Annotated in this window: 16 protein-coding genes and 1 pseudogene; 15 read left to right on the top strand and 2 right to left on the bottom strand. The window is 71.9% G+C overall.

The window, feature by feature from the left end; translation table 11 throughout:
- The 3 genes and pseudogenes from AOK09_RS14530 to AOK09_RS14520 form a co-directional block, all read left to right on the top strand.
- Nucleotides 1-226: pseudogene (locus AOK09_RS14530) on the top strand (AAA family ATPase); the annotation flags it as partial.
- A gap of 143 nt (nt 227-369) precedes the next feature.
- Nucleotides 370-1,164: an enhanced serine sensitivity protein SseB gene (locus tag AOK09_RS14525; RefSeq protein ID WP_079063056.1), complete on the top strand. Its 795-nt coding sequence runs from the start codon at nt 370-372 to the stop codon at nt 1,162-1,164.
- A gap of 77 nt (nt 1,165-1,241) precedes the next feature.
- Complete coding sequence (locus tag AOK09_RS14520) at nt 1,242-2,147, top strand: enhanced serine sensitivity protein SseB C-terminal domain-containing protein (RefSeq protein WP_055587601.1); 906 nt, start codon at nt 1,242-1,244, stop codon at nt 2,145-2,147.
- Between the two features lie 7 nt (nt 2,148-2,154).
- On the opposite strand, the gene AOK09_RS14515 is transcribed toward AOK09_RS14520, so the two are convergent.
- Complete coding sequence (locus AOK09_RS14515) at nt 2,155-3,681, bottom strand: DUF885 family protein (RefSeq protein WP_055587600.1); 1,527 nt, start codon at nt 3,679-3,681, stop codon at nt 2,155-2,157.
- A gap of 625 nt (nt 3,682-4,306) precedes the next feature.
- On the opposite strand from AOK09_RS14515, the gene AOK09_RS14510 reads away from it, so the two are divergent.
- The 6 genes from AOK09_RS14510 (at nt 4,307) to AOK09_RS14485 (ending at nt 11,433) form a co-directional block, all read left to right on the top strand.
- Nucleotides 4,307-5,311 carry an ABC transporter permease gene (locus AOK09_RS14510; protein ID WP_055587599.1) on the top strand — a complete coding sequence of 335 codons (1,005 nt, stop codon included), beginning with the start codon at nt 4,307-4,309 and terminating at the stop codon, nt 5,309-5,311.
- A 114-nt stretch (nt 5,312-5,425) separates the two neighbouring features.
- Nucleotides 5,426-7,201: an ABC transporter substrate-binding protein gene (locus tag AOK09_RS14505; protein ID WP_055587598.1), complete on the top strand. Its 1,776-nt coding sequence runs from the start codon at nt 5,426-5,428 to the stop codon at nt 7,199-7,201.
- Between the two features lie 113 nt (nt 7,202-7,314).
- Complete coding sequence (locus AOK09_RS14500; RefSeq protein WP_055587606.1) at nt 7,315-8,319, top strand: ABC transporter permease; 1,005 nt, start codon at nt 7,315-7,317, stop codon at nt 8,317-8,319.
- Nucleotides 8,316-9,401: an ABC transporter ATP-binding protein gene (locus tag AOK09_RS14495; RefSeq protein ID WP_055587597.1), complete on the top strand. Its 1,086-nt coding sequence runs from the start codon at nt 8,316-8,318 to the stop codon at nt 9,399-9,401. The genes AOK09_RS14500 and AOK09_RS14495 overlap by 4 nt, the downstream gene beginning before the upstream one ends.
- Before the next feature lie 110 nt (nt 9,402-9,511).
- Nucleotides 9,512-10,591 (top strand): ABC transporter ATP-binding protein, encoded by a 1,080-nt coding sequence (locus tag AOK09_RS14490; protein ID WP_055587596.1) that lies wholly within the window; start codon nt 9,512-9,514, stop codon nt 10,589-10,591.
- A gap of 182 nt (nt 10,592-10,773) precedes the next feature.
- Nucleotides 10,774-11,433, top strand: coding sequence for a trimeric intracellular cation channel family protein (locus tag AOK09_RS14485; RefSeq protein WP_055587605.1), 660 nt, complete (start codon nt 10,774-10,776; stop codon nt 11,431-11,433).
- Here AOK09_RS14485 and AOK09_RS14480 read toward each other — a convergent pair.
- Entirely contained in the window at nt 11,369-12,205 is an 837-nt protein-coding gene (locus AOK09_RS14480) for an IclR family transcriptional regulator (protein WP_055587595.1), read from the bottom strand. The genes AOK09_RS14485 and AOK09_RS14480 overlap by 65 nt on opposite strands.
- 115 nt (nt 12,206-12,320) lie before the next feature.
- Between AOK09_RS14480 and AOK09_RS14475 the strand changes: the two genes are divergently transcribed.
- From AOK09_RS14475 to ligA, 6 genes are all read left to right on the top strand, one after another.
- Entirely contained in the window at nt 12,321-13,508 is a 1,188-nt protein-coding gene (locus AOK09_RS14475) for a cysteine desulfurase family protein (RefSeq protein ID WP_055587594.1), read from the top strand.
- A gap of 26 nt (nt 13,509-13,534) precedes the next feature.
- Entirely contained in the window at nt 13,535-14,665 is a 1,131-nt protein-coding gene (mnmA, locus tag AOK09_RS14470) for a tRNA 2-thiouridine(34) synthase MnmA (protein ID WP_055587593.1), read from the top strand.
- Nucleotides 14,666-14,776: 111 nt separating this feature from the next.
- On the top strand, nt 14,777-15,322 hold the full coding sequence (locus AOK09_RS14465; RefSeq protein ID WP_055587592.1) for an LOG family protein: 546 nt from the start codon (nt 14,777-14,779) through the stop codon (nt 15,320-15,322).
- A gap of 20 nt (nt 15,323-15,342) precedes the next feature.
- The gene (locus tag AOK09_RS14460; protein WP_055587591.1) at nt 15,343-16,032 is read left to right on the top strand and encodes an SDR family oxidoreductase; all 690 of its coding nucleotides are present in this window, start codon (nt 15,343-15,345) and stop codon (nt 16,030-16,032) included.
- A 76-nt stretch (nt 16,033-16,108) separates the two neighbouring features.
- The gene (locus AOK09_RS14455; RefSeq protein WP_265736723.1) at nt 16,109-17,119 is read left to right on the top strand and encodes a methionine synthase; all 1,011 of its coding nucleotides are present in this window, start codon (nt 16,109-16,111) and stop codon (nt 17,117-17,119) included.
- A gap of 25 nt (nt 17,120-17,144) precedes the next feature.
- A complete protein-coding gene (gene ligA / locus AOK09_RS14450) occupies nt 17,145-19,373 on the top strand; it encodes an NAD-dependent DNA ligase LigA (RefSeq protein WP_055587590.1) in 2,229 nt (742 codons plus the stop codon).
- The last annotated feature ends 280 nt before the right edge of the window (nt 19,374-19,653 follow it).

The following is a 19,653-nucleotide window of genomic DNA, read 5'->3' as shown; positions in this document are numbered from 1 at the left end:
GCTGCTGCTGGACGTGGACCCGCAGTCCGCGGTCTGCGGTCAGCTGGCACGGGGACGGAGCGTCCCGGCCGCCGCCTTCGCCCGGCACCGGGCGGGGTGGCGGCGGCTGCTGGCCCAGGTCCAGGGGGCCGCCGAGACCGGAGGGAGGCTGCCGGGCGGGGCGGTGTCGGTGGTGCTGCTGGACCGGCCGGCGGCTCGCTCCTCGCCCCCGCTGCGGTTCGGCTGACCGCCGGTCCGGCTGGTGGCGGCCGACCGTTCGGGGCTGCTTCCGGGCCGTGCCCGAGGTGTTGCCTGGCTGCCCGCACCGGCCGCGCACTAAGGTGCGGTGGGGTCCCGGCAGGGCATGGCGAGAACGGCGGTTCAGGGCAGATGGGCTTTCCGGCAGGCGGCGGCGTACCGGTCGAGCACTCGGCGGCGGGGCAGTGGATGGAGGGCGGGGGCTGGCCCGCCAACGAGCTGGAGCAGGTGCTGTCGGCGGCCCTGGGGGACCCGGGGGCGACACCGAGGGTGTTCGAGGTGCTGGCCCGCAGCCAGGTGTGGGTGCCGCTGCCGGGCGGCGGCAGCCCGGACGGCTCGCTGGACCTTCCGTCGATCGAGCTGGCCGGCGCCCCCTATGTGCCCGTCTTCAGCTCGGCGGAGACCTTCCAGCGGATCGCCGGGCAGATGGCCTTCACGGTGGCGCCGATGTGGGAGTTCGCCCGGGGGCTGCCGGTGGGGGTCGGCATCGCGGTCAACCCCGAAGCGCCGGTGGGGGTTCCGGTGCCGCCCGAGGGCGTGCACGAGCTCTGCCGGGGTCCGCAGGACGACCGCTGGGCGGTGGCTCCCGCGCCGGGTGCCAGGGTGGCGCTGCGCGAGCCCGGGCTGCACGAGGACCCGGTGGACTTCCTGGCGGCGGCCGCCGCGGAGCTGGCCTTCGTCCCGGTGGTGCTGACCGCCCGCCGGGCGCTGGCCTCGGTGGAGGGGGAGCAGCCGGTCCTCTTCGTCGGGGTGGAGCTGGACCGCTGGCAGCAGGAGGACAAGGCGGCGGCCACCGAGGCTCTGGGCCGTGCCCTGGGCACCGTGCCCCTGCCGTGGCCGGTGAACATCGTGCTGCTGGACATCGCCCAGGACCCGGTCGGGGACTGGCTGGCGGAGCATGTGGCTCCGTTCTTCACCCGGGCCTGACCACGGCCGGGCGGCATGACGTCCGGGGCCGGTGACCCTTAGGGTGCTGCCGGACGCAGTCAGAAGGTGAGGCGGAGTTGAGCGCGGGAGCGGCAGGCGGCGCGCACGGGCAGTGGGCCCACGGCTCGGTGGAGCATGCGCTGCGTGAGGTGGCGCCGGGCCGCTATGACGCGTACGAGGTGCTGTTGCGGGCCATCGCCGAGGGGCAGGTGTGGATGCTGCTCTGGCAGGGCAGCCCGGGCAGCCCCGACGCGCAGTACGGGAACATGGAGGTCGGCGGGCACAACTACGTGCCCTGTGCGACCTCGCCGGAGCAGCTCGCGGCCAGCGGCTGGAGCCGTGCCCACGAGCAGATCGCGGGCCGGGAGGTGGCCGCGACCCTCTACCGGGACCGCTGGGGTCTGTGGCTGGACCCGCACGCCCCCGGCGGCGGCGTGGGGGTGCCCTGGGCCGATCTGCGGCGGATCGCCGCCGGACTGGACCGGCTGCCCGCAGGTCCGCTGGCGGTCTCCGAGCCGCAGGTGCAGGCGCCGCACTACTATGCGCTGCTCACCCAGCAGGCCTATGCCACCCCGGTGGTGCGGGCGCTGCGCCGGGCGTGGGTCCGCCCCGCGCTGGGGGAGCCGTATCTGGCGATCGGCCTGGACCTCTACGACACCGGGCCGCAGGCCGTGGAGGCGGTGCGCGCCATGATGCAGCGCTCGATCGCGGTGGCCCCCGAGGGCCTGGCGGTCTCCACGGTGGCGATGGCCGACGAGTACGATCCGGTGGCGATGTGGATGGCCGCGTACGCCCGGCCGTTCTTCGACCGGGAGCTGATGTCCGGGTCCCCGCAGGGCACGGCCGCCCCGCAGCCGCCGGGGCCGCCGCCGGGCTACGGCTATCCGCAGCCGGGCCACCAGTACGGCTATCCTCCGCCGCCCGGCTATCCGCAGGGCCCGCCGCCCGGTCAGCCGCAGTGGCCGGGATACCCCCCCCGCTGACCTTCCGTCAGCGCAGGGGCAGCCCGCGCGCGGGCAGCAGCCCCAGCGGCGGGCTGCCCAGCTCCAGCAGCGCCGCATGGAAGCGCGCCGGGGTGAAGCCGCTCCCGGCGGCGGCCCGGGTGCGCTCCCGCAGCGCGAGGATCTCCAGCTTGCCCCAGGTGTAGCGGCCGTACCCGGCGTCGAAGGTCCCCCGTCGCGCCTCGGCGGCCGCTCCCGCCCGGGGCAGATGGGCGTCGGCCATGAAACGGCGGGTGGCCTCGGCCACGTCCATGGCGCCGGTGTGCAGTCCGATGGCGCAGGACAGCCGGGTCACCCGGACCAGCGCCTCCAGGGCCACTCCCGCCGCGAAGCGGGCGTCACCGGCGCGGAAGCCCTCCTCCAGGCAGACCTCCTCCGCGTAGTGCGCCCAGCCCTCGCAGAAGGCCAGGGAGTGCAGGGTGCGGCGGACCGGGGTGGCGGCGCGGCGCAGCGCCCGCCCGTGGGCGAAGTGGCCGGGGGCGACCTCGTGGGCGGTGATGGCGGGCAGGGTGGTACGGGAGAAGACGGTGAGCCACTCCTCCGCCGCGCCGGCCGGCCAGTCCGGGTCCGGTGGGGTGACGTGGTACCAGGAGGGTGCGTCGGGTTCGCCCGGCCCCGCCCAGGTGAGCATGGCCGTCGACCAGCGCCGCGACTCGGGTGCGGGGCCCACCAGGCAGTCGCCGTCGGTGTAGGGGACGAGCTCGTGCTCACGGGTGAAGGCGAGCAGCTCCCCCGCCAGCCGGGCCGCCTCGGGAACCACGGCCTCCGCTCCGGGGTGGTCGGCGAGCAGGTCGGGGACCAGGTCGGCGGGGGCGCGCCCGGGGTCCAGTGCCCCGCAGGCCTCGGTGAGCAGGTCACGCAGCCGGTCCCGCTCGGCGTCGGCGCGCTCGGCGAGCCGGCCCAGGTCGACCGGCAGGCCCTCCTGGCTGCCCATCAGGGCGGCCAGTGCATCGCCGCCCAGGGCGAACTCCGGCTCCCCGTGGTCCGCCGCCCGGGCCACATGGCCCACCAGCCGGGCGTGGGCGGCCAGGGCGTCCTGGGTCTCGGCCCCCTGCCCCGGGTCCAGGCCCACGGCCAGGCCGCGGACCGCTCCCAGCAGGGCCGCCGCCACGGGGGCGGAGAGCCGGTCCAGCGAGGCGATGGCGGCGTCCACGGCGTCCGGCCAGGCGGCCAGATGGCGGCGGCGGGCGATGGCGCGCTCCTCGGCGGGGGCGTAGTCCCTGTCGTAGCAGGCGAGTTCGAGGTTGGAGAGGTGCAGATAGGGGTCGCGGCGGTGCAGCTGGAGGGTGCCGAGCTGGGTCTCCAGGGCGTCCTCGAAGACGGTCAGCTGGGCGTCGTCGGGTGAGCCGGGGGCGGTGCCGTCCCCGGCCGCGCGGGCCCGCCGTACGGCCGCCAGACCGGCCCGCACCCCGTCGGGGGAGAGGTCCTGCACCCGTCCGTCGTACTCGTGCCGTCCGGCCGTCTCGCGGACGGTCGGGACCATCAGGTCGCACACCGCGCGCAGGCGCTGCTCCATGGGCTCAGAAGGTACCGCCGGGAGGCCTTTCGCGGACCCGATCGGCCGCATGGCGGCGCGGTCGCCGGGGAATGCCCAAGGTGGGCCTGTCGTGAACCTGCGAAAGTGTCCGAACTGTGAGCAAAACTTGAGACCCTGCAATGACATGGCGGGATAAAGAATCCGGGAAGCCATGTCCACTTATCGGGACGCCTGAGGTCTACTCGCGTCCGCCTGCGATGTGTGGCCGGTGTTACAGCTGTATGAAGAGGGCCATTCGCAGATGTCGAGTCTGCATGCAGGCAGATCACAGTTGCGCAAACATCCTCCGAGGGGTCTGGCGCACCGCTATCCGGACGAAGGAGAGTTGCGCCGCACACCGTGAGTCGAGGGCGCCTCACGTGCCGGCGTACCGCACAGGGGCCTGATCGGGGCTCAGTGCGTGGAACCGAGGGCCGAACGAACTCTGCCCTGCCGCACAGCACCACCCAGCGAACCGCCCCACCTGACGCACCATCTGTACTGCCGCAGCTGAACACCGAGCACCATCACGACCGATGCTCCGATCCGAGTCCGACCACGGGAACGGATCGGCCGGGCGGGCACCGTGTGCTGGCCACCGCCGGCGAGGGGATCTGACAGGAAAATGACTGCACCCATCGAGACCACCGGATCCGTGGCTGAGGCGCCCCCCGAGGCCGTACTCGCGGGCGCGTCCAGCAAGCAGATCGAAGGCCGCTCCCTGGGCCGCATCGCCTGGGAGAGGCTGAAACGAGACAAGGTCGCACTCGGTGGCGGCGTGGTGGTCATCCTCCTGCTGCTGGTGGGCGTGCTCGCCCCCGTGCTCTGTGCGCTGGTGGGCCAGGACCCGGCCACCTTCCACACCGACCTGCTCGACGCCTCGCTCGGCATCGGGACGCCGAAGGGATCCTTCGGCGGCATGAGCGGCACTCACCTGCTGGGCATCGACCCCACCTACGGTCGCGACATCTTCAGTCGGATCGTCTACGGTGCGCAGATCTCGCTGATCGTCGCCTTCGGCGCGGCCGCCCTCGCGGTGGTGATCGGCGTGCTGCTGGGCATGGCGGCGGGCTTCTTCGGCGGCTGGGTCGACTCCTTCCTCAGCCGGACGATGGACGTGCTGCTGGCCTTCCCGCAGCTGCTCTTCTCGATCGCGCTGGTGTCGGTCGTGCCGACCAAGCTGTTCGGACTCTCCGGCAGCGGCCCGCGCATCCTCGTGCTGATCTTCGTGATCGGGTTCTTCGGATGGCCGTACATCGGACGTATCGTCCGCGGCCAGACCCTCTCCCTGAGGGAGCGCGAGTTCGTGGAGGCGGCGCGGAGCCTGGGAGCCGGACAGCTGCACATCATGATCAAGGAACTGCTCCCCAACCTGGTCGCGCCCATTCTGGTCTACACCACGTTGATGATCCCGACGAACATCCTGAACGAGGCGGCACTCAGCTTCCTGGGTGTCGGTGTCCAGCCGCCCACTCCTTCGTGGGGGCAGATGCTGTCGGACTCGGTGCAGTACTACACGGTCGACCCGGCCTACATGGCGATCCCCGGCCTGGCGATCTTCATCACCGTGCTGTCCTTCAACCTCTTCGGCGACGGGCTGCGTGACGCCCTCGATCCCAAGGGGAACTGAACAGCCCGCGCTGCGGCGGCAGCGCGGCACCAGATCCGATGGAGAGCAGTGCTCGTCCATCTGACGACCAGGGCCCACCCTCGGGCGCTGGGCACTTTCGGAGGTTGACATCCAGTGACTACTCGTAAGAAGGCGCTCGCCGCAGTCGGCCTGGTCGGAGCCCTCGCCCTGACCGCGGCCTGCAGCGGGTCCAAGGGCTCCGGCGGCAGCAGCGGCGGCAGCGGTGGCGGCGGCGGTACCCACGCCTTCAACGCAGCTGCCACCAGCATCGTGAACCCGTCCACCAAGAAGGGCGGCACGCTCAAGTTCTGGAGCACCCAGGACGTCGACTCGCTGGACCCCGCGATCGGCTACTACGCCTTCGTCTGGGACCTCCAGCGGCTCTACACCCGCACCCTGGTCAACTACCCCTCGAAGCCGGGCAAGGCGGGCCTTGACCTGCAGCCCGACCTGGCCGAGGCCATGCCGACCATCACGGACGGCGGCAAGACGTACACCTTCAAGCTGAAGTCGGGCATCAAGTTCGAGGACGGCACCCCGATCACGTCCAAGGACATCAAGTACGGCATCGAGCGCGTCTTCGCGCAGGACGTGCTGCCCAACGGCCCGATCTACCTGATCGACGACCTGGACCAGGGGCAGAAGTACCCCGGCCCGTACAAGGACAAGGACAAGGACAAGCTCGGTCTGAAGTCCGTCCAGACGCCGGACGACAGCACCATCGTCTTCAAGCTGGCCCAGGCCAACTCCGACTTCCTCTACCACCTCGCCATGGGCGGCGGGGCTCCGGTCGAGAAGTCCAAGGACGACGGCGCCAGCTACGCGAAGCACCCGGTCTCCAGCGGTCCCTACAAGGTCGAGAACTACGTCGCCAACAAGGGCTTCGACATGGTGCGCAACCCCAACTGGGACGCATCGACGGACAAGCTGCGCAGCGCTCTGCCGGACAAGATCACCTTCACCGTCACCTCCAACGCCGACGACCTGGACAGCCGCCTGCTGGCCGGCTCCATCGACATCGACGCGGGCCAGCGCGGTGTGCAGACCGCGGCCCAGGGCAAGATCCTGACCCACCCGGACCTGAAGGCGAACACCGTGGACGCCCCGGCGGCGACCATCCGGTACATCTCCATCCAGACCAAGGTCGCGCCGTTCGACAACATCAACTGCCGCAAGGCGGTCGTGTACGCGATCAACGGCACCGACCAGCAGACCGCGCGTGGCGGCCAGTGGGCCGGCCAGCTGGCCACCAACATGCTGCCGCCGTCCATCCCGGGCTCGGACAAGTACGACCCGTACAGCCTGGCCGCGGGCAAGCCCGACGTGGCGAAGGCCAAGGCGGCGCTCGCCGCGTGCGGCAAGCCCAACGGCTTCTCCACCACCATCGCCGCCCGTAGCACCAGCCCCAAGGACGTCAAGCAGGCCGTCGCCGCGCAGGCGGCGCTGAAGACCGTCGGCATCAACGCCAGCGTCTTCCAGTACGACGGTTCGCAGTCCGCCTCCACCGTGGGCGCGCCGGACTTCATGCACAGCCACAACATCGGCCTGAACGTCTTCGGCTGGGGCTCGGACTACCCGACCGGTTCGGGCTTCCTGCGGGTGCTGGTCGACGGCCGTCTGATCCTCAAGTCGGGCAACAACAACTACTCCGAGATCAACGACCCGGAGATCAACGGCTGGATCGACGACGCCGCGAAGTCGACCGACCCGGCCGAGGCCGCTGCGGCCTACACCAAGATCAACCACAAGGTCATGGACCAGGCGCTGTACTTCCCGGGTGTGGTCGAGCAGTCGCTCAACTACTTCAACCCCCGCCTGACCAACGTGATGTTCTCCCAGGAGCTCGGGATGATCGACTTCTCGGCCCTGGGCCTGTCCGACGGCAAGTAGTCCGTCCTCACCTGTAAGCACAGCTAGACCGAAGGGCAGGTGAAGGCGGGTCGCGGTTGGCCGGCCATCCCCGACAGGGGGCGGCCGGCCAACCGTCGGCCAAGCCGACCGCAGTGCTCCTGTACATCTTCCGACGACTTCTGAACGTGGTCGTCATGCTGCTGGTGGTCGCCACGATCACCTTCGGCATCTTCTTCCTGGTGCCGTGGCTGCAGCACACCGACCCGGTTCTGCGCTACGTCGGCAAGAACGCGAACCCGGTCGCCATCGCCGGCATCAAGGTCAAGCTGGGCCTGGACAAGCCGATCTACGAGCAGTTCTGGCTGTACCTCAAGGGTCTGGTGGCGGGCCGTTCGTACAGCAACGGGCCCGACACCACCTGGTGCCCCGCGCCGTGCATGGGCATCTCCACCCAGACCCAGACCCCGGTCTGGGGCCAGCTGACCGGCGACTTCCCGGTGACGGCCTGGCTCGCCGCCGGCGCGGCCACCATCTGGCTGGTCTTCGGTGTCGGCACCGGCGTGCTCTCCGCCCTGCGCAAGCGCTCGGTGATCGACCGGGCGGCCATGGTGACGGCGCTCGCCGGAGTCTCGCTCCCCGTCTACTTCACCGGTCTGGTGGCCTCGGCGCTCTTCATCTACAACCTGGGCTGGCTGCCGGAGTCCAATCCCAACGTCTCCCTGGGAAGCGATCCGGGGGCCTGGCTGCAGAACATGCTGCTGCCGTGGATCACCCTGGCCTTCCTCTTCGCCGCCACCTACGCCCGGCTGACCCGCGCCACCATGCTCGACGTCCTGGGTGAGGACTACATCCGCACCGCCAGGGCCAAGGGGCTCGGCGAGGGGACGGTCATCGGCAAGCACGCCATGCGCGCCACGATGACCCCGATCCTCACCGTCTTCGGCATGGACCTCGGTGGCCTGCTCGGCGGAGCGATCCTCACCGAGAACGTGTTCAACCTGCACGGCCTCGGCTATGACGCGCTGAACGGAATCACCAAGAACGACCTGCCCATGATCATGGGCGTCACCCTGTTTGCGGCCTTCTTCATCGTGATGGCCAACCTGATCGTCGACCTGTTCTACGCGGTCGTCGACCCCCGAGTGAGGCTCGCATGACCCAGAATCCTTCCGCCGAGCCCCTCGTCGACGTCGGTGCGGGCGCGCCCCGCGAGTTCCTCGCGGTGCGCGACCTCAAGGTGCACTTCCCCACCGACGACGGCGTGGTCAAGTCCGTGGACGGGCTGAGCTTCACCCTGGAGCGCGGCAAGACCCTGGGCATCGTGGGCGAGTCCGGCTCGGGCAAGTCCGTCACCTCGCTCTCCATCATGGGCCTGCACCGCAACGTCGGTAAGAAGCTCGGCCCGAGGATCAGCGGCGAGATCTGGCTGGACGGCCAGGAGCTGGTCAGCGCCTCCAAGGACGAGGTGCGCAGGCTGCGCGGCCAGAAGATGGCCATGATCTTCCAGGACCCGCTGACCGCCATGCACCCGTTCTTCACGGTCGGTCAGCAGATCATCGAGGGCTACCGGCAGCACCACCCGGAGGCGAAGAAGCAGCAGGCGCGCAGCCATGCGATCCAGCTGCTCGACCGGGTCGGCATCCCGCAGCCGGACAAGCGGGTGGACAACTACCCGCACGAGTTCTCCGGCGGGATGCGCCAGCGCGCGATGATCGCGATGGCGCTGGCCAACGACCCCTCGCTGCTGATCGCGGACGAGCCCACCACCGCACTGGACGTCACCGTCCAGGCGCAGATCCTCGACCTGATCCGGGACCTGCAGCAGGAGTTCGGCTCCTCGGTGATCATCATCACCCACGACCTGGGCGTGGTGGCCGAACTGGCCGACGACATCCTGGTGATGTACGGCGGGAAGTGCATCGAGAAGGGCTCCTCGGCCGAACTCTTCACCCGGCCCGAGCACCCTTACACCTGGGGTCTGCTCGGTTCCATGCCGCGCATCGACCGGGACCTCCAGGACCGGCTGATCCCGGTCAAGGGCAGCCCGCCCAGCCTGATCAACCTGCCGTCCGGCTGCGCCTTCAACCCGCGCTGCCCGTACGCCGACCGGACCGGGGGCCGCTCCACCGCCGAGGTCCCCGAGTTGGTCGAGGTCACCCCCGGACACCTGGCGGCCTGCCACCTCCCCGCCGAGACCCGGCAGCGCATCTTCGCCGAGGAGATCGCGCCCCTGCTCTAGCGGAGAGCCCCGGCCCCGCCGGCCGCAACCCGGCGGGGGCGACCAGCACCACAGGCGGCACCATGTCGGACCGCACGGCCGGCCCGACTCCCTAGGAGACGAGAACAACCATGGCTGAAGAGAGCGACACCGCGGTGGGGGCTGCGGCAGTGGTCCCGGCGCCCGCGCCTGCCTCCGACCGCGAGCCGCTGCTCAAGGTGACGGGGCTGACCAAGCACTTCCCCATCCAGAAGGGCCTGCTCCGCCGCCAGGTCGGCGCCGTGCAGGCGGTGGACGGAGTCGACTTCTCCGTCGCCCCGGGGGAGACCCTGGGCGTGGTCGGCGAGTCCGGCTGCGGCAAGTCGACCACCGGCCGGCTGGTGACCCGGCTGATGGAGCCGACCAGGGGGACGATCGAGTTCGAGGGGGTGGACATCACCCATCTGTCCACCGGTAAGATGCGGCCGCTGCGCCGCGACATCCAGATGATCTTCCAGGACCCCTACTCGTCCCTCAACCCCCGGCACACCATCGGCACCATCGTGGGTGCTCCCTTCCGGCTGCAGAAGGTGCAGACCGAGGGCGGCGTGAAGAAGGCCGTGCAGGAGCTGCTGGAGCTCTGCGGGCTCAGCCCCGAGCACTACAACCGCTACCCGCACGAATTCTCGGGCGGCCAGCGGCAGCGCATCGGCATCGCCCGTGCGCTGGCGCTCCGGCCCAAGATGATCGTGGCGGACGAGCCGGTCTCGGCGCTGGACGTCTCCATCCAGGCCCAGGTGGTCAATCTGCTGGACGACCTCCAGCAGGAGCTGGGCCTCACCTACATGATCATCGCCCATGACCTCTCGGTGGTCCGGCACGTCTCCGACCGGGTCGCCGTGATGTACCTGGGCAAGATCGTGGAGCTGGCGGACCGGGACGACCTCTACGCCCGGCCGATGCACCCCTACACCAACGCCCTGATGTCGGCCGTGCCGGTGCCCGACCCCAAGCGCAAGACCAAGCGGGAGCGGATCCTGCTCACCGGTGACGTCCCGTCGCCGATCAACCCGCCCAGCGGCTGCCGCTTCCGCACCCGCTGCTGGAAGGCGCAGGAGAAGTGCGCCACCCAGGAGCCGCCGCTGGTCGCCCTGGCCACCGGCCACCAGGTGGCCTGCCACTTCCCGGAGAACGCCCCGGGAGCGAAGGGCGCGGAGAAGACCGCCGTCTGACGCCGCGGGGCCGCGGCCCCACAGGGGCGCGGGGAACCGCGCGACCAGCCCTGCACCCCCGTCATGGGCTGGTCGCGCCGTTCCCCGCGCCCCTGGGTGCTTCCGCCCCGGCCGCGCCGGGCGCACGGCCCGGCGCCGCAGGGACACCGGGTACGGCGGGGACACCGGGTACAACTGTGCGGGTGACCTCGCAGCTCTTCACCCACGATGTCCAGCACACCCTGGACATCGCCGGCATCTTCGTCTTCGCCCTCTCCGGCGGACTGCTGGCGGTCCGCAAGAACCTCGACATCCTCGGCATCGCCATGCTCGCGGAGGTCACCGCCCTGGGCGGCGGTGTGCTGCGCGACCTCGTCATCGGCGCGGTGCCGCCGGCCGCCTTCACCGACGCCGGCTACTTCTCCACCCCGCTGGCCGCCGCCGTGGTGGTCTTCTTCCTCCACCCCGAGGTCGAGCGGATCAACTGGACCGTGCAGTCGCTGGACGCCCTGGGCCTCGGCCTCTTCGCCGTCACCGGCACCGCCAAGGCCCACGACTACGGCCTGGGCGCGGTCGCCTCGGTGGCGCTGGGCGTCGCCACCGCGGTCGGCGGCGGCGTGATCCGTGACGTCCTCGCCAACGAGGTCCCCTCCCTGCTGCGCTGGGACCGGGAGATCTACGCCGTGCCCGCGCTGGCGGCCGCGGTCCTGGTGGCCGTACTGATCGCCGCCCATGCGCTCGGCCCGGCCACCGGCACCGCCGCCGCCCTGGTCGCCTTCGTGCTGCGGATGCTGGCCCTCAGATACGGCTGGCGCGCGCCGCGGGCCTGGCACCGCATCGGCTCTCGCACCAGCGGAGAGTAGGCTGCCCGCCGTACGCCAGGGAGATCGCCTCCACCGTGCAGAGCAGCTCCGGCAGCAGCTCCGCCAGCACCGGCGGCAGCTCCCCGGGACCGGGCACGGGCCCCGCCGGGGCGGAGATGGAGCAGGCCGCGATGGTCCGGCCGGCCACGCCGCGGATCGGCGCCGCCACGGCGTTCACCGTCTCGTCCACCTCGCCGAGGTCCTGCGCCCAGCCCCGCTCCCGCACCCGGTCCAGCTCGGCCAGGTACTCCTCGGCGGAGCGGATGGAGCGCGCGGTGTGCGCCGGGAAGTCCAGCGCGGCGACCCGCTCACGGCGCTGCTCCTCGGGCAGTTCGGCGAGCAGCACCTTGGCCGCGGCCGAGGCGGTCGGCGCGGCGGGGCGGCCGATCCGGGAGGCACCGCCCAGCCAGCAGTGCGGCGGTACGGGGTAACGGCTCTCCACCTTGTCGACATGGATCACCTCCTCGTCCTCCAGCACGGCGAGGTGGACGGTGTGCCCGTAGCGCTCGTTGAGGGCGACCAGGTACGGAGAGGCCACCCGGCGTACGTCGAACCCCTCCAGCGCGAGCTGCCCCAGTGAGAAGAGCCGGCCGCCCAGCCGGTAGCGGTGGTCGTCCTGGCGGTGGACGAAGCCGTGCTCCTCCAGGGTGTGCAGCAGCCGCATGGCGGTCGACTTGTGCACCCCCAGCCGGCCGGCCGCCTGCTCCAGCGAGGCCGGCCCGTCGGCGAGCGAGGCCAGCACGGTCAAGGCACGGTCCACGGACTGCGACATCAGGCCCCCTCCGCCCCCTCACCGCGGACGGCGGCGAGAGTGAGCACGCTAGCCGCGCGTTGCGCAGGGCGCAACGGTCACCCGAGCCCCGGGTGGACCGTAGTATTGATGCGCCATGCCCTATCTTGATCACGCGGCGACAACCCCGATGCTCCCCGAGGCGATCCACGCCATGACGGCGCACCTCGGCAGCACCGGCAACGCGTCGTCCCTGCACGCGGCAGGACGGCGCGCCCGACGCGTCGTCGAGGAGTCCCGGGAGACGCTGGCGAGGGCACTGGGCGCCAGACCGGGCGAGATCGTGCTCACCGGCGGCGGCACCGAGTCCGACAACCTGGCGGTCAAGGGCCTCTACTGGGCGCGCCGGGACGGGGACCCGGCGAGGGTCCGGGTGCTGTGCAGCCCCGTCGAGCACCACGCCGTCCTGGACGCCGTGCACTGGCTGGGCGACCACGAGGGCGCCGAGGTGGAGTTCCTGCCCGTGGACGCGGTCGGCCGGGTGCATCCCGAGGCGCTGCGCCGGGCCATCGAGGGCGGCAGCGGGCCGCAGACGGTGGCGCTGGTCACCGTGATGTGGGCCAACAACGAGATCGGCACCCTCCAGCCGGTCGCGGAACTCGCCGCGGTGGCCCATGAGTTCGGCATCCCGATCCACTCCGACGCGGTGCAGGCGCTGGGACAGGTGCCGGTCTCCTTCGCCGACTCCGGCCTGGACGCGATGACCGTCACCGGGCACAAGATCGGCGGGCCCTACGGGGTGGGAGCGCTGGTACTGGCGCGCACCTTCACCCCGGCACCGCTGCTCCACGGCGGCGGCCAGGAGCGTGACGTCCGCTCCGGAACCCTGGACGTCCCCGCCGCGGCCGGGTTCGCCGAGGCCGCCCGGATCGCGGTGGAGCGCCAGCCCGAGCACGCCAAGGCCATGGCCGTGCTCCGCGACCGACTGGTCGCGGCGGTACGGGCGGCCGTCCCCGACGCGGTGCTCAACGGCGACCCCGATGCGGGCGGCAGGCTCGCCGCCAACGCCCACTTCTCCTTCCCCGGCTGCGAGGGCGACGCGCTGCTGATGCTGCTGGACGCCCGCGGCATCGAGTGCTCCACCGGTTCCGCCTGCTCCGCCGGGGTGCCGCAGCCCAGCCATGTGCTGCTGGCCACCGGCGCCGACGCGGACACCGCCCGGGCCTCGCTGCGCTTCTCACTCGGCCACACCAGCACCCCGGACGACGTCGCCGCACTGGCCGAGGCCATCGGGCCGGTCGTGGAGCGCGCCCGCGGCGCCCGTATCGCCTCGGCACGGCGCTGACCGGGCCGCGTACTCTGGGGCACATCATGAGTGACTTCCCTGCCGCGGCGAGCGGCCGTCCGCTGCGCATCCTGGCTGCGATGTCCGGAGGTGTGGACTCGGCGGTCGCCGCCGCCCGTGCCGCCGAGGCGGGGCACGAGGTGACCGGCGTCCATCTGGCGCTCTCCGCCAACCCGCAGTCCTTCCGTACCGGCGCCCGAGGCTGCTGCACCCTGGAGGACTCCCGGGACGCCCGCCGGGCCGCCGACGTCATCGGCATCCCGTTCTACGTGTGGGACCTGGCCGACCGGTTCCGCGAGGACGTGGTGGACGACTTCGTCGCCGAGTACGCGGCCGGCCGCACCCCCAACCCCTGCCTGCGCTGCAATGAGAAGATCAAGTTCGCGGCGCTGCTGGACAGGGCGCTGGCCCTCGGCTTCGACGCGGTCTGCACCGGCCACTACGCCCGGATCGTCGACGGACCCGGCGGCCGCGAGCTGCACCGCGCTGTGGACGCCGCCAAGGACCAGTCCTATGTGCTGGGCGTCCTCGACGCCGAGCAGCTGGCCCACGCCTTCTTCCCGCTCGGGGACACCTCCAAGGAGCTGATCCGCGAGGAGGCCGAGCGCCGCGACCTGGCGGTCGCCCGCAAGCCCGACAGCCACGACATCTGCTTCATCGCCGACGGCGACACCCAGGGCTTCCTGGCCCGGCGCCTGGGCACCGCGGCCGGTGACATCGTGGACATGGACGGCACCAAGGTCGGCGAGCACGACGGCGCGTACGGATTCACCGTCGGCCAGCGCAAGGGCCTGCGGCTCGGCCGCCCCGCGCCGGACGGCAAGCCCCGCTACGTACTGGACATCTCCCCGGTCGACAACCGGGTCACCGTGGGCCCCGCCGAGGCGCTGGACGTGGTCGCGCTCACCGCGATCCGCCCCCGCTGGTGCGGGCCCGCGCCGACCGGCCCGGGGGAGTACACCGCCCAGCTGCGCGCCCACGGCGCCGAGGTCCCGGTGACCGCCGAGGCCGTCGGCGGCGAACTGCGGGTCCGGCTGGCCGAGCCCGCCAGGGGCATCGCACCCGGCCAGGCCGTGGTGCTCTACCAGGGCACCCGGGTGGTGGGCTCCGCCACCATCGCCACCACCACCGCGGCCTCCGCCCCCGTGGGGACCTGAGGGCGGGCGGCCGGGCGGGGGTGCTCTCCGGCCGCCATCGCCGCGGCCAGCGGGCTTCGTACACGAAGTGACTGGTCCGAACGGGCGGCGGCGTGATACCTGTTGCCCATCATGGATATCTGCGTCTTCTGCTCCGCGTACTCCCTCGACGACCGCTACACCGTCCCGGCGAAGAAGTTCGCCGCCCTGCTGGGGGAGCGGGGCCACACCCTGGTGTGGGGCGGCTCCGACGCCGGTCTGATGGGCGTGCTCGCCGACAACGTCAAGGCCGCCGGCGGCAGACTGGTGGGCATCTCGGTGGAGCTGCTGGCCCACAAGTCCTACCGCGGCGCCGACGAGCTGGTGATGACCCGCGACCTGGCCGAGCGCAAGGCGGCCCTGCTGCAGCGGGCCGACGCCGTGGTGGTGCTGGTCGGCGGGCTGGGCACGCTGGACGAACTCACCGAGGTGCTGGAGCTCAAGAAGCACGGCCTGCACACCAAACCGATCGTGGTGCTGGACAGCGAGGGGTTCTACGACGGGCTGCGCAGCCAGCTGACCCGGATGGAGGCGGAGGGCTTCCTGCCCCGCCCGCTGGACGAGCTGGTCTTCTTCGCCCAGGACGCCGCCTCGGCCCTGGCCTACCTGGAGGCGGCCGGCGAGGCCTCGGCCGCCTGACCCGTGATAGGAATCGGATCATGGGCGCACATCTGATCACAGGGGCCGGATCCGGAATCGGCGCGGCGGTGGCCGAGCGGCTGGCCTCCCGCGGCGAGCAGCTGTGGCTGACGGCCAGGGACGCGGGGCGGGCGAAAGAACTGCAGCAGCGGTTCCCCGGCAGCCGCACGCTGGTCGGCGACCTGGCCGAACCGGAGCGGCTCTCCTGGGCGTTCGGGCACCAGGAGCTCCCGGTGGAGCTGGACTCGCTGCTGCACATCGCCGGAGTGGTGGAGCTGGGCCCGGTGGGCGAGCTGCCGGTCAAGATCTGGCAGCACACCCTCGCCGTCAACACCGTGGCCCCGGCCGAGCTCACCCGGCTGCTGCTGCCCTCCCTGCGTGCCGCCAGGGGCCATGTGGTCTTTGTGAACTCCGGTGCCGGGCTGCGCGCCAACGGTGACTGGAGCGCCTACGCCGCGAGCAAGTTCGGGCTGCGCGCCCTGGCCGACTCGCTCCGCGAGGAGGAGCACGGCAACGGTGTACGGGTCACCACCGTCTACCCCGGCCGCACCGCCACGCCCATGCAGCAGAAGGTGCACGCCCAGGAGGGCCGGGACTACGACCCCGGCGCCTGGATCGACCCCGAGTCGGTGGCCACCGCCGTGGTCACGGCGATCGACCTGCCCCGGGACGCCGAGATCACCGACATCACCGTGCGCCCCGGCCGGTAGCGGACCGGGACGCCGCCGGCCGCGGCCGCCGGGAGGCGGGCGCGGCGCCACCGGTGCTTCTCGTACTCTTCGGGGCGTGAACACTGAGCACCCCTTCCCCCAGCTGACCGCCGCCGCGACCGGGCTCGGGTCGATGCCCGGCACCGACGCCCGGGAGGCCGCCCGGACCGTCGTCGGTGAGCTGGAGGCGCTGCCGCATCTGCCGGAGCTGCCCGCCAGGGGACCCGGCGCCGACATGATCGGACGTGGTGCGGGACTGCTGGTCGAGCTGTACGCGCAGGTGGAGCCGTCGGGCTGGCGGTTCGCCGACCGGCCGGGGCGGGACACCAGACGGGCGCACTCGTGGCTGGGCGAGGACCTGGACGCCCTGGAGGAGTTCACCCAGGGCTGGGACGGGCCGCTGAAGCTGCAGGCGGTGGGGCCGTGGACACTGGCCGCCGCGATCGAGCTCAAGCACGGGGAGAAGGCGCTCGCCGACCCCGGCGCCTGCCGGGACCTCGCCGGGTCGCTGGCCGACGGCCTGGTCGCGCATCTGGCGGAGGTGCGGCGGCGGGTGCCCGGCGCCGGCCTGGTGCTGCAGCTGGACGAGCCCTCGCTGCCCGCGGTGCTGACCGGGCAGGTGCGCACCGCCAGCGGTTTCCAGCGGCTGCGCGCGGTGGACCGGCAGATCGCCGAGCAGACGCTGCGCGAGGTGATCCGGGCGGTGGACGTGCCGGTGGCGGTGCACTGCTGCGCCCCCGGGGTGCCGATCGGGCTGCTGCGGCGGGCCGGAGCCGCCGCGGTCTCCCTGGACCTGGCGCTGCTGACCGAGCGTGACGACGACGCCGTCGGGGAGGCGGTCGAGGGAGGCACCTCGATCCTCGCCGGAGTCCTGCCCGCAGTGGATGCCCCATTGTCGGACCCTGCCGGTAGTGTCGCTGTTGTCAGGAGGTTGTGGCGCAGGCTGGGGTTCGACCCCGAGTCGCTGGCCCGCCGAGTCGTGGTGACGCCGAGCTGCGGGCTGGCGGGGGCATCCCCCGCCCACGCCCGGCGAGTGCTGTCACAGAGCGTCATGGCGGCCAGGAGCCTCGCGGACACACCGGAGTAGGCGCATCGAGATCTGGGAGGCTCGCGTGGCCGGTGACGGCAAGGTCGTGGACCTGGCGGAGGTGCCCGCGGAGGTCCGCGAGCGGCACTCCGTGCTGGCGCAGGAGATCGAGGATCACCGCTTCCGGTACTACGTCAAGGACGCCCCCGTCGTCAGCGATGCCGAGTTCGACGCGCTGATGCGGGAGTTGGAAGGCCTGGAGGAGCAGTACACCGTGCTGCGCACCCCGGACTCCCCCACCCAGAAGGTCGGCGGCACCTACTCCAACGAGTTCGCCGAGGTCGCCCACCTGGAGCGGATGCTCAGCCTGGACAACGCCTTCACCGGCGAGGAGCTGGACGCCTGGGGCGAGCGCGTCGCCCGCGAGCTGGGCAGCCAGGAGTACCACTTCCTGTGCGAGCTCAAGGTGGACGGCACCGCCATCAACCTGGTGTACGAGAACGGCCGGCTGGTCCGCGCCGCGACCCGCGGCGACGGACGCACCGGCGAGGACGTCACCGCCAACGTCCGCACCATCGCCGAGATCCCCGGCCAGCTCCGCTCCGACGGCGGCCACGCCGTGCCGGAGCTGGTGGAGATCCGCGGTGAGATCTACTTCCCCACCGAGGAGTTCGAGCAGCTCAACATCGCCCGGGTCGCCGCGGGGGAGGACCCCTACGCCAACCCGCGCAACTCCGCCTCCGGCTCGCTGCGGCAGAAGGACCCCAGGGTCACCGCCACCCGGCCGCTGCACATGGTGGTGCACGGCATCGGGGCCCGGCGCGGGTTCGACATCGACTGCCAGTCGCACGCCTACGAGCTGCTGCGTGCCTGGGGGCTGCCCACCGCCCGGCACAACAAGGTGGTGCGGACCCTCGACGAGGTCAAGGAGTTCATCGCCCACTTCGGCGAGCACCGGCACTCCGTGGAGCATGAGATCGACGGAGTGGTGGTCAAGGTCGACGAGATCCCGCTGCAGGGCCGGCTCGGCGCCACCTCCCGTGCCCCGCGTTGGGCCATCGCCTGGAAGTACCCCCCGGAGGAGGTCAACACCAAGCTGCTGGACGTACGGGTCAACGTCGGCCGCACCGGGCGCTGCACCCCCTATGCGGTGATGGAGCCGGTGCGGGTGGCCGGGTCGGTGGTGGAGTACGCCACCCTGCACAACCAGGAGGTGGTCAAGGCCAAGGGTGTGCTCATCGGTGACACGGTGGTGCTGCGCAAGGCGGGCGATGTCATCCCCGAGATCCTCGGCCCGGTCGTCGACCTGCGGGACGGCACCGAGCGGGAGTTCGTGATGCCCGCCGTCTGCCCGGAGTGCGGCACCGGGCTGCGTCCGATGTCCGAGGGCGACATCGACCTGCGGTGCCCCAACGCCCGCTCCTGCCCGGCCCAGCTGCGGGAGCGGATCTTCTATCTGGCCGGGCGCCGCTGCCTGGACATCGAGGCGCTGGGCTATGTCGCGGCCACCGCGCTCACCCAGCCGCTGGAGCCCGCACAGCCACCGCTCACCGATGAGGGCGACCTCTTCGACCTCACCATCGAACAACTGCTGCCGATCAAGGTTGTGGTCCGCGACGCCGACACCGGCCTGCCCAAGCGGGACGAGAAGACCGGCGAGGAGAAGGTGGTCGCCTTCTTCGCCAACCTCAAGGGCGAGCCCAAGAAGACCGCCACCGCGCTGCTGGAGAACCTCCAGGCGGTCAAGGAGCGGCCGCTCGCCCGGATCATCGCCGGACTCTCCATCCGCCATGTCGGCCCGGTGGCCGCCCAGGCGCTGGCCAGGGAGTTCCGTGACCTCGACCGGATCGCCGCGGCGAGCGAGGAGGAGCTCGCCGCCACCGAGGGCGTCGGGCCCACCATCGCAGCCTCCATCACCCAGTGGTTCGCCGAGGACTGGCACCGCGAGATCATCGAGAAGTGGCGCCGGGCCGGTGTCCGCTTCACCGAGGAGGAGACCGCGGGAGGGTCGGACCTGCTCGCCGGCCTCACCGTGGTGGTCACCGGCACCCTGACGTCGCACACCCGGGACGGCGCCAAGGAGGCGCTGGTGTCCCGGGGGGCCAAGGTCACCGGCTCGGTGTCCAAGAAGACCGACTTCGTGGTGGTCGGGGAGAATCCGGGCTCCAAGCACGACAAGGCCGTTCAGCTGGGCCTCCCGGTGCTGGACGACGAGGGGTTCGCGGTGCTGCTGGAGCAGGGACCGGACGCCGCACGCGCCCACCTCGGGCTGCCCTCGGCGGCGGCGGACGGCGACAGCACCGAGGAGAGCTGACCCCGTATCAGCCGTCCCTTGTGCCACAAGGGTTGAGGCTCGGTGACGTTGGGTGGCGGCGCACGTTCGAATGTCCGAAAGTCTGCCCTCAGGTCGTCCGTGGATTTACCCTTGAACGCAGCCTGCCCGTGTGAGCGGGGGCGCAGCGACGCTGCCGTCGTTGCGCCGGGGGTACCAGGCGAGGCACCCACCACCCGCGCCGCGGGAGACGTCCAACCGTGCGGGTGGTGCCGCCCTGTGTCACCGCGGACCGGAGCATGCAGACCTCCGGCCGGCGGTG

It is taken from the genome of Peterkaempfera griseoplana (assembly GCF_001418575.1).
In the GTDB taxonomy this organism is placed as follows: domain Bacteria; phylum Actinomycetota; class Actinomycetes; order Streptomycetales; family Streptomycetaceae; genus Peterkaempfera; species Peterkaempfera griseoplana.
The sequence above is the reverse complement of the archived record's forward strand: the minus strand, read 5'-3'. Positions and strand labels throughout refer to the sequence as shown.

Coding starts and splice junctions, on each gene's coding strand:
- AOK09_RS14475 (WP_055587594.1), top strand. CDS start 12,321: ATGCCCTATCTTGATCACGCGGCGACAACCCCGATGCTCCCCGAGGCG.
- AOK09_RS14525 (WP_079063056.1), top strand. CDS start 370: ATGGGCTTTCCGGCAGGCGGCGGCGTACCGGTCGAGCACTCGGCGGCG.
- mnmA (WP_055587593.1), top strand. CDS start 13,535: ATGAGTGACTTCCCTGCCGCGGCGAGCGGCCGTCCGCTGCGCATCCTG.
- AOK09_RS14460 (WP_055587591.1), top strand. CDS start 15,343: ATGGGCGCACATCTGATCACAGGGGCCGGATCCGGAATCGGCGCGGCG.
- AOK09_RS14490 (WP_055587596.1), top strand. CDS start 9,512: ATGGCTGAAGAGAGCGACACCGCGGTGGGGGCTGCGGCAGTGGTCCCG.
- AOK09_RS14465 (WP_055587592.1), top strand. CDS start 14,777: ATGGATATCTGCGTCTTCTGCTCCGCGTACTCCCTCGACGACCGCTAC.
- AOK09_RS14510 (WP_055587599.1), top strand. CDS start 4,307: ATGACTGCACCCATCGAGACCACCGGATCCGTGGCTGAGGCGCCCCCC.
- AOK09_RS14480 (WP_055587595.1), bottom strand. CDS start 12,205: ATGTCGCAGTCCGTGGACCGTGCCTTGACCGTGCTGGCCTCGCTCGCC.
- AOK09_RS14515 (WP_055587600.1), bottom strand. CDS start 3,681: ATGGAGCAGCGCCTGCGCGCGGTGTGCGACCTGATGGTCCCGACCGTC.
- AOK09_RS14495 (WP_055587597.1), top strand. CDS start 8,316: ATGACCCAGAATCCTTCCGCCGAGCCCCTCGTCGACGTCGGTGCGGGC.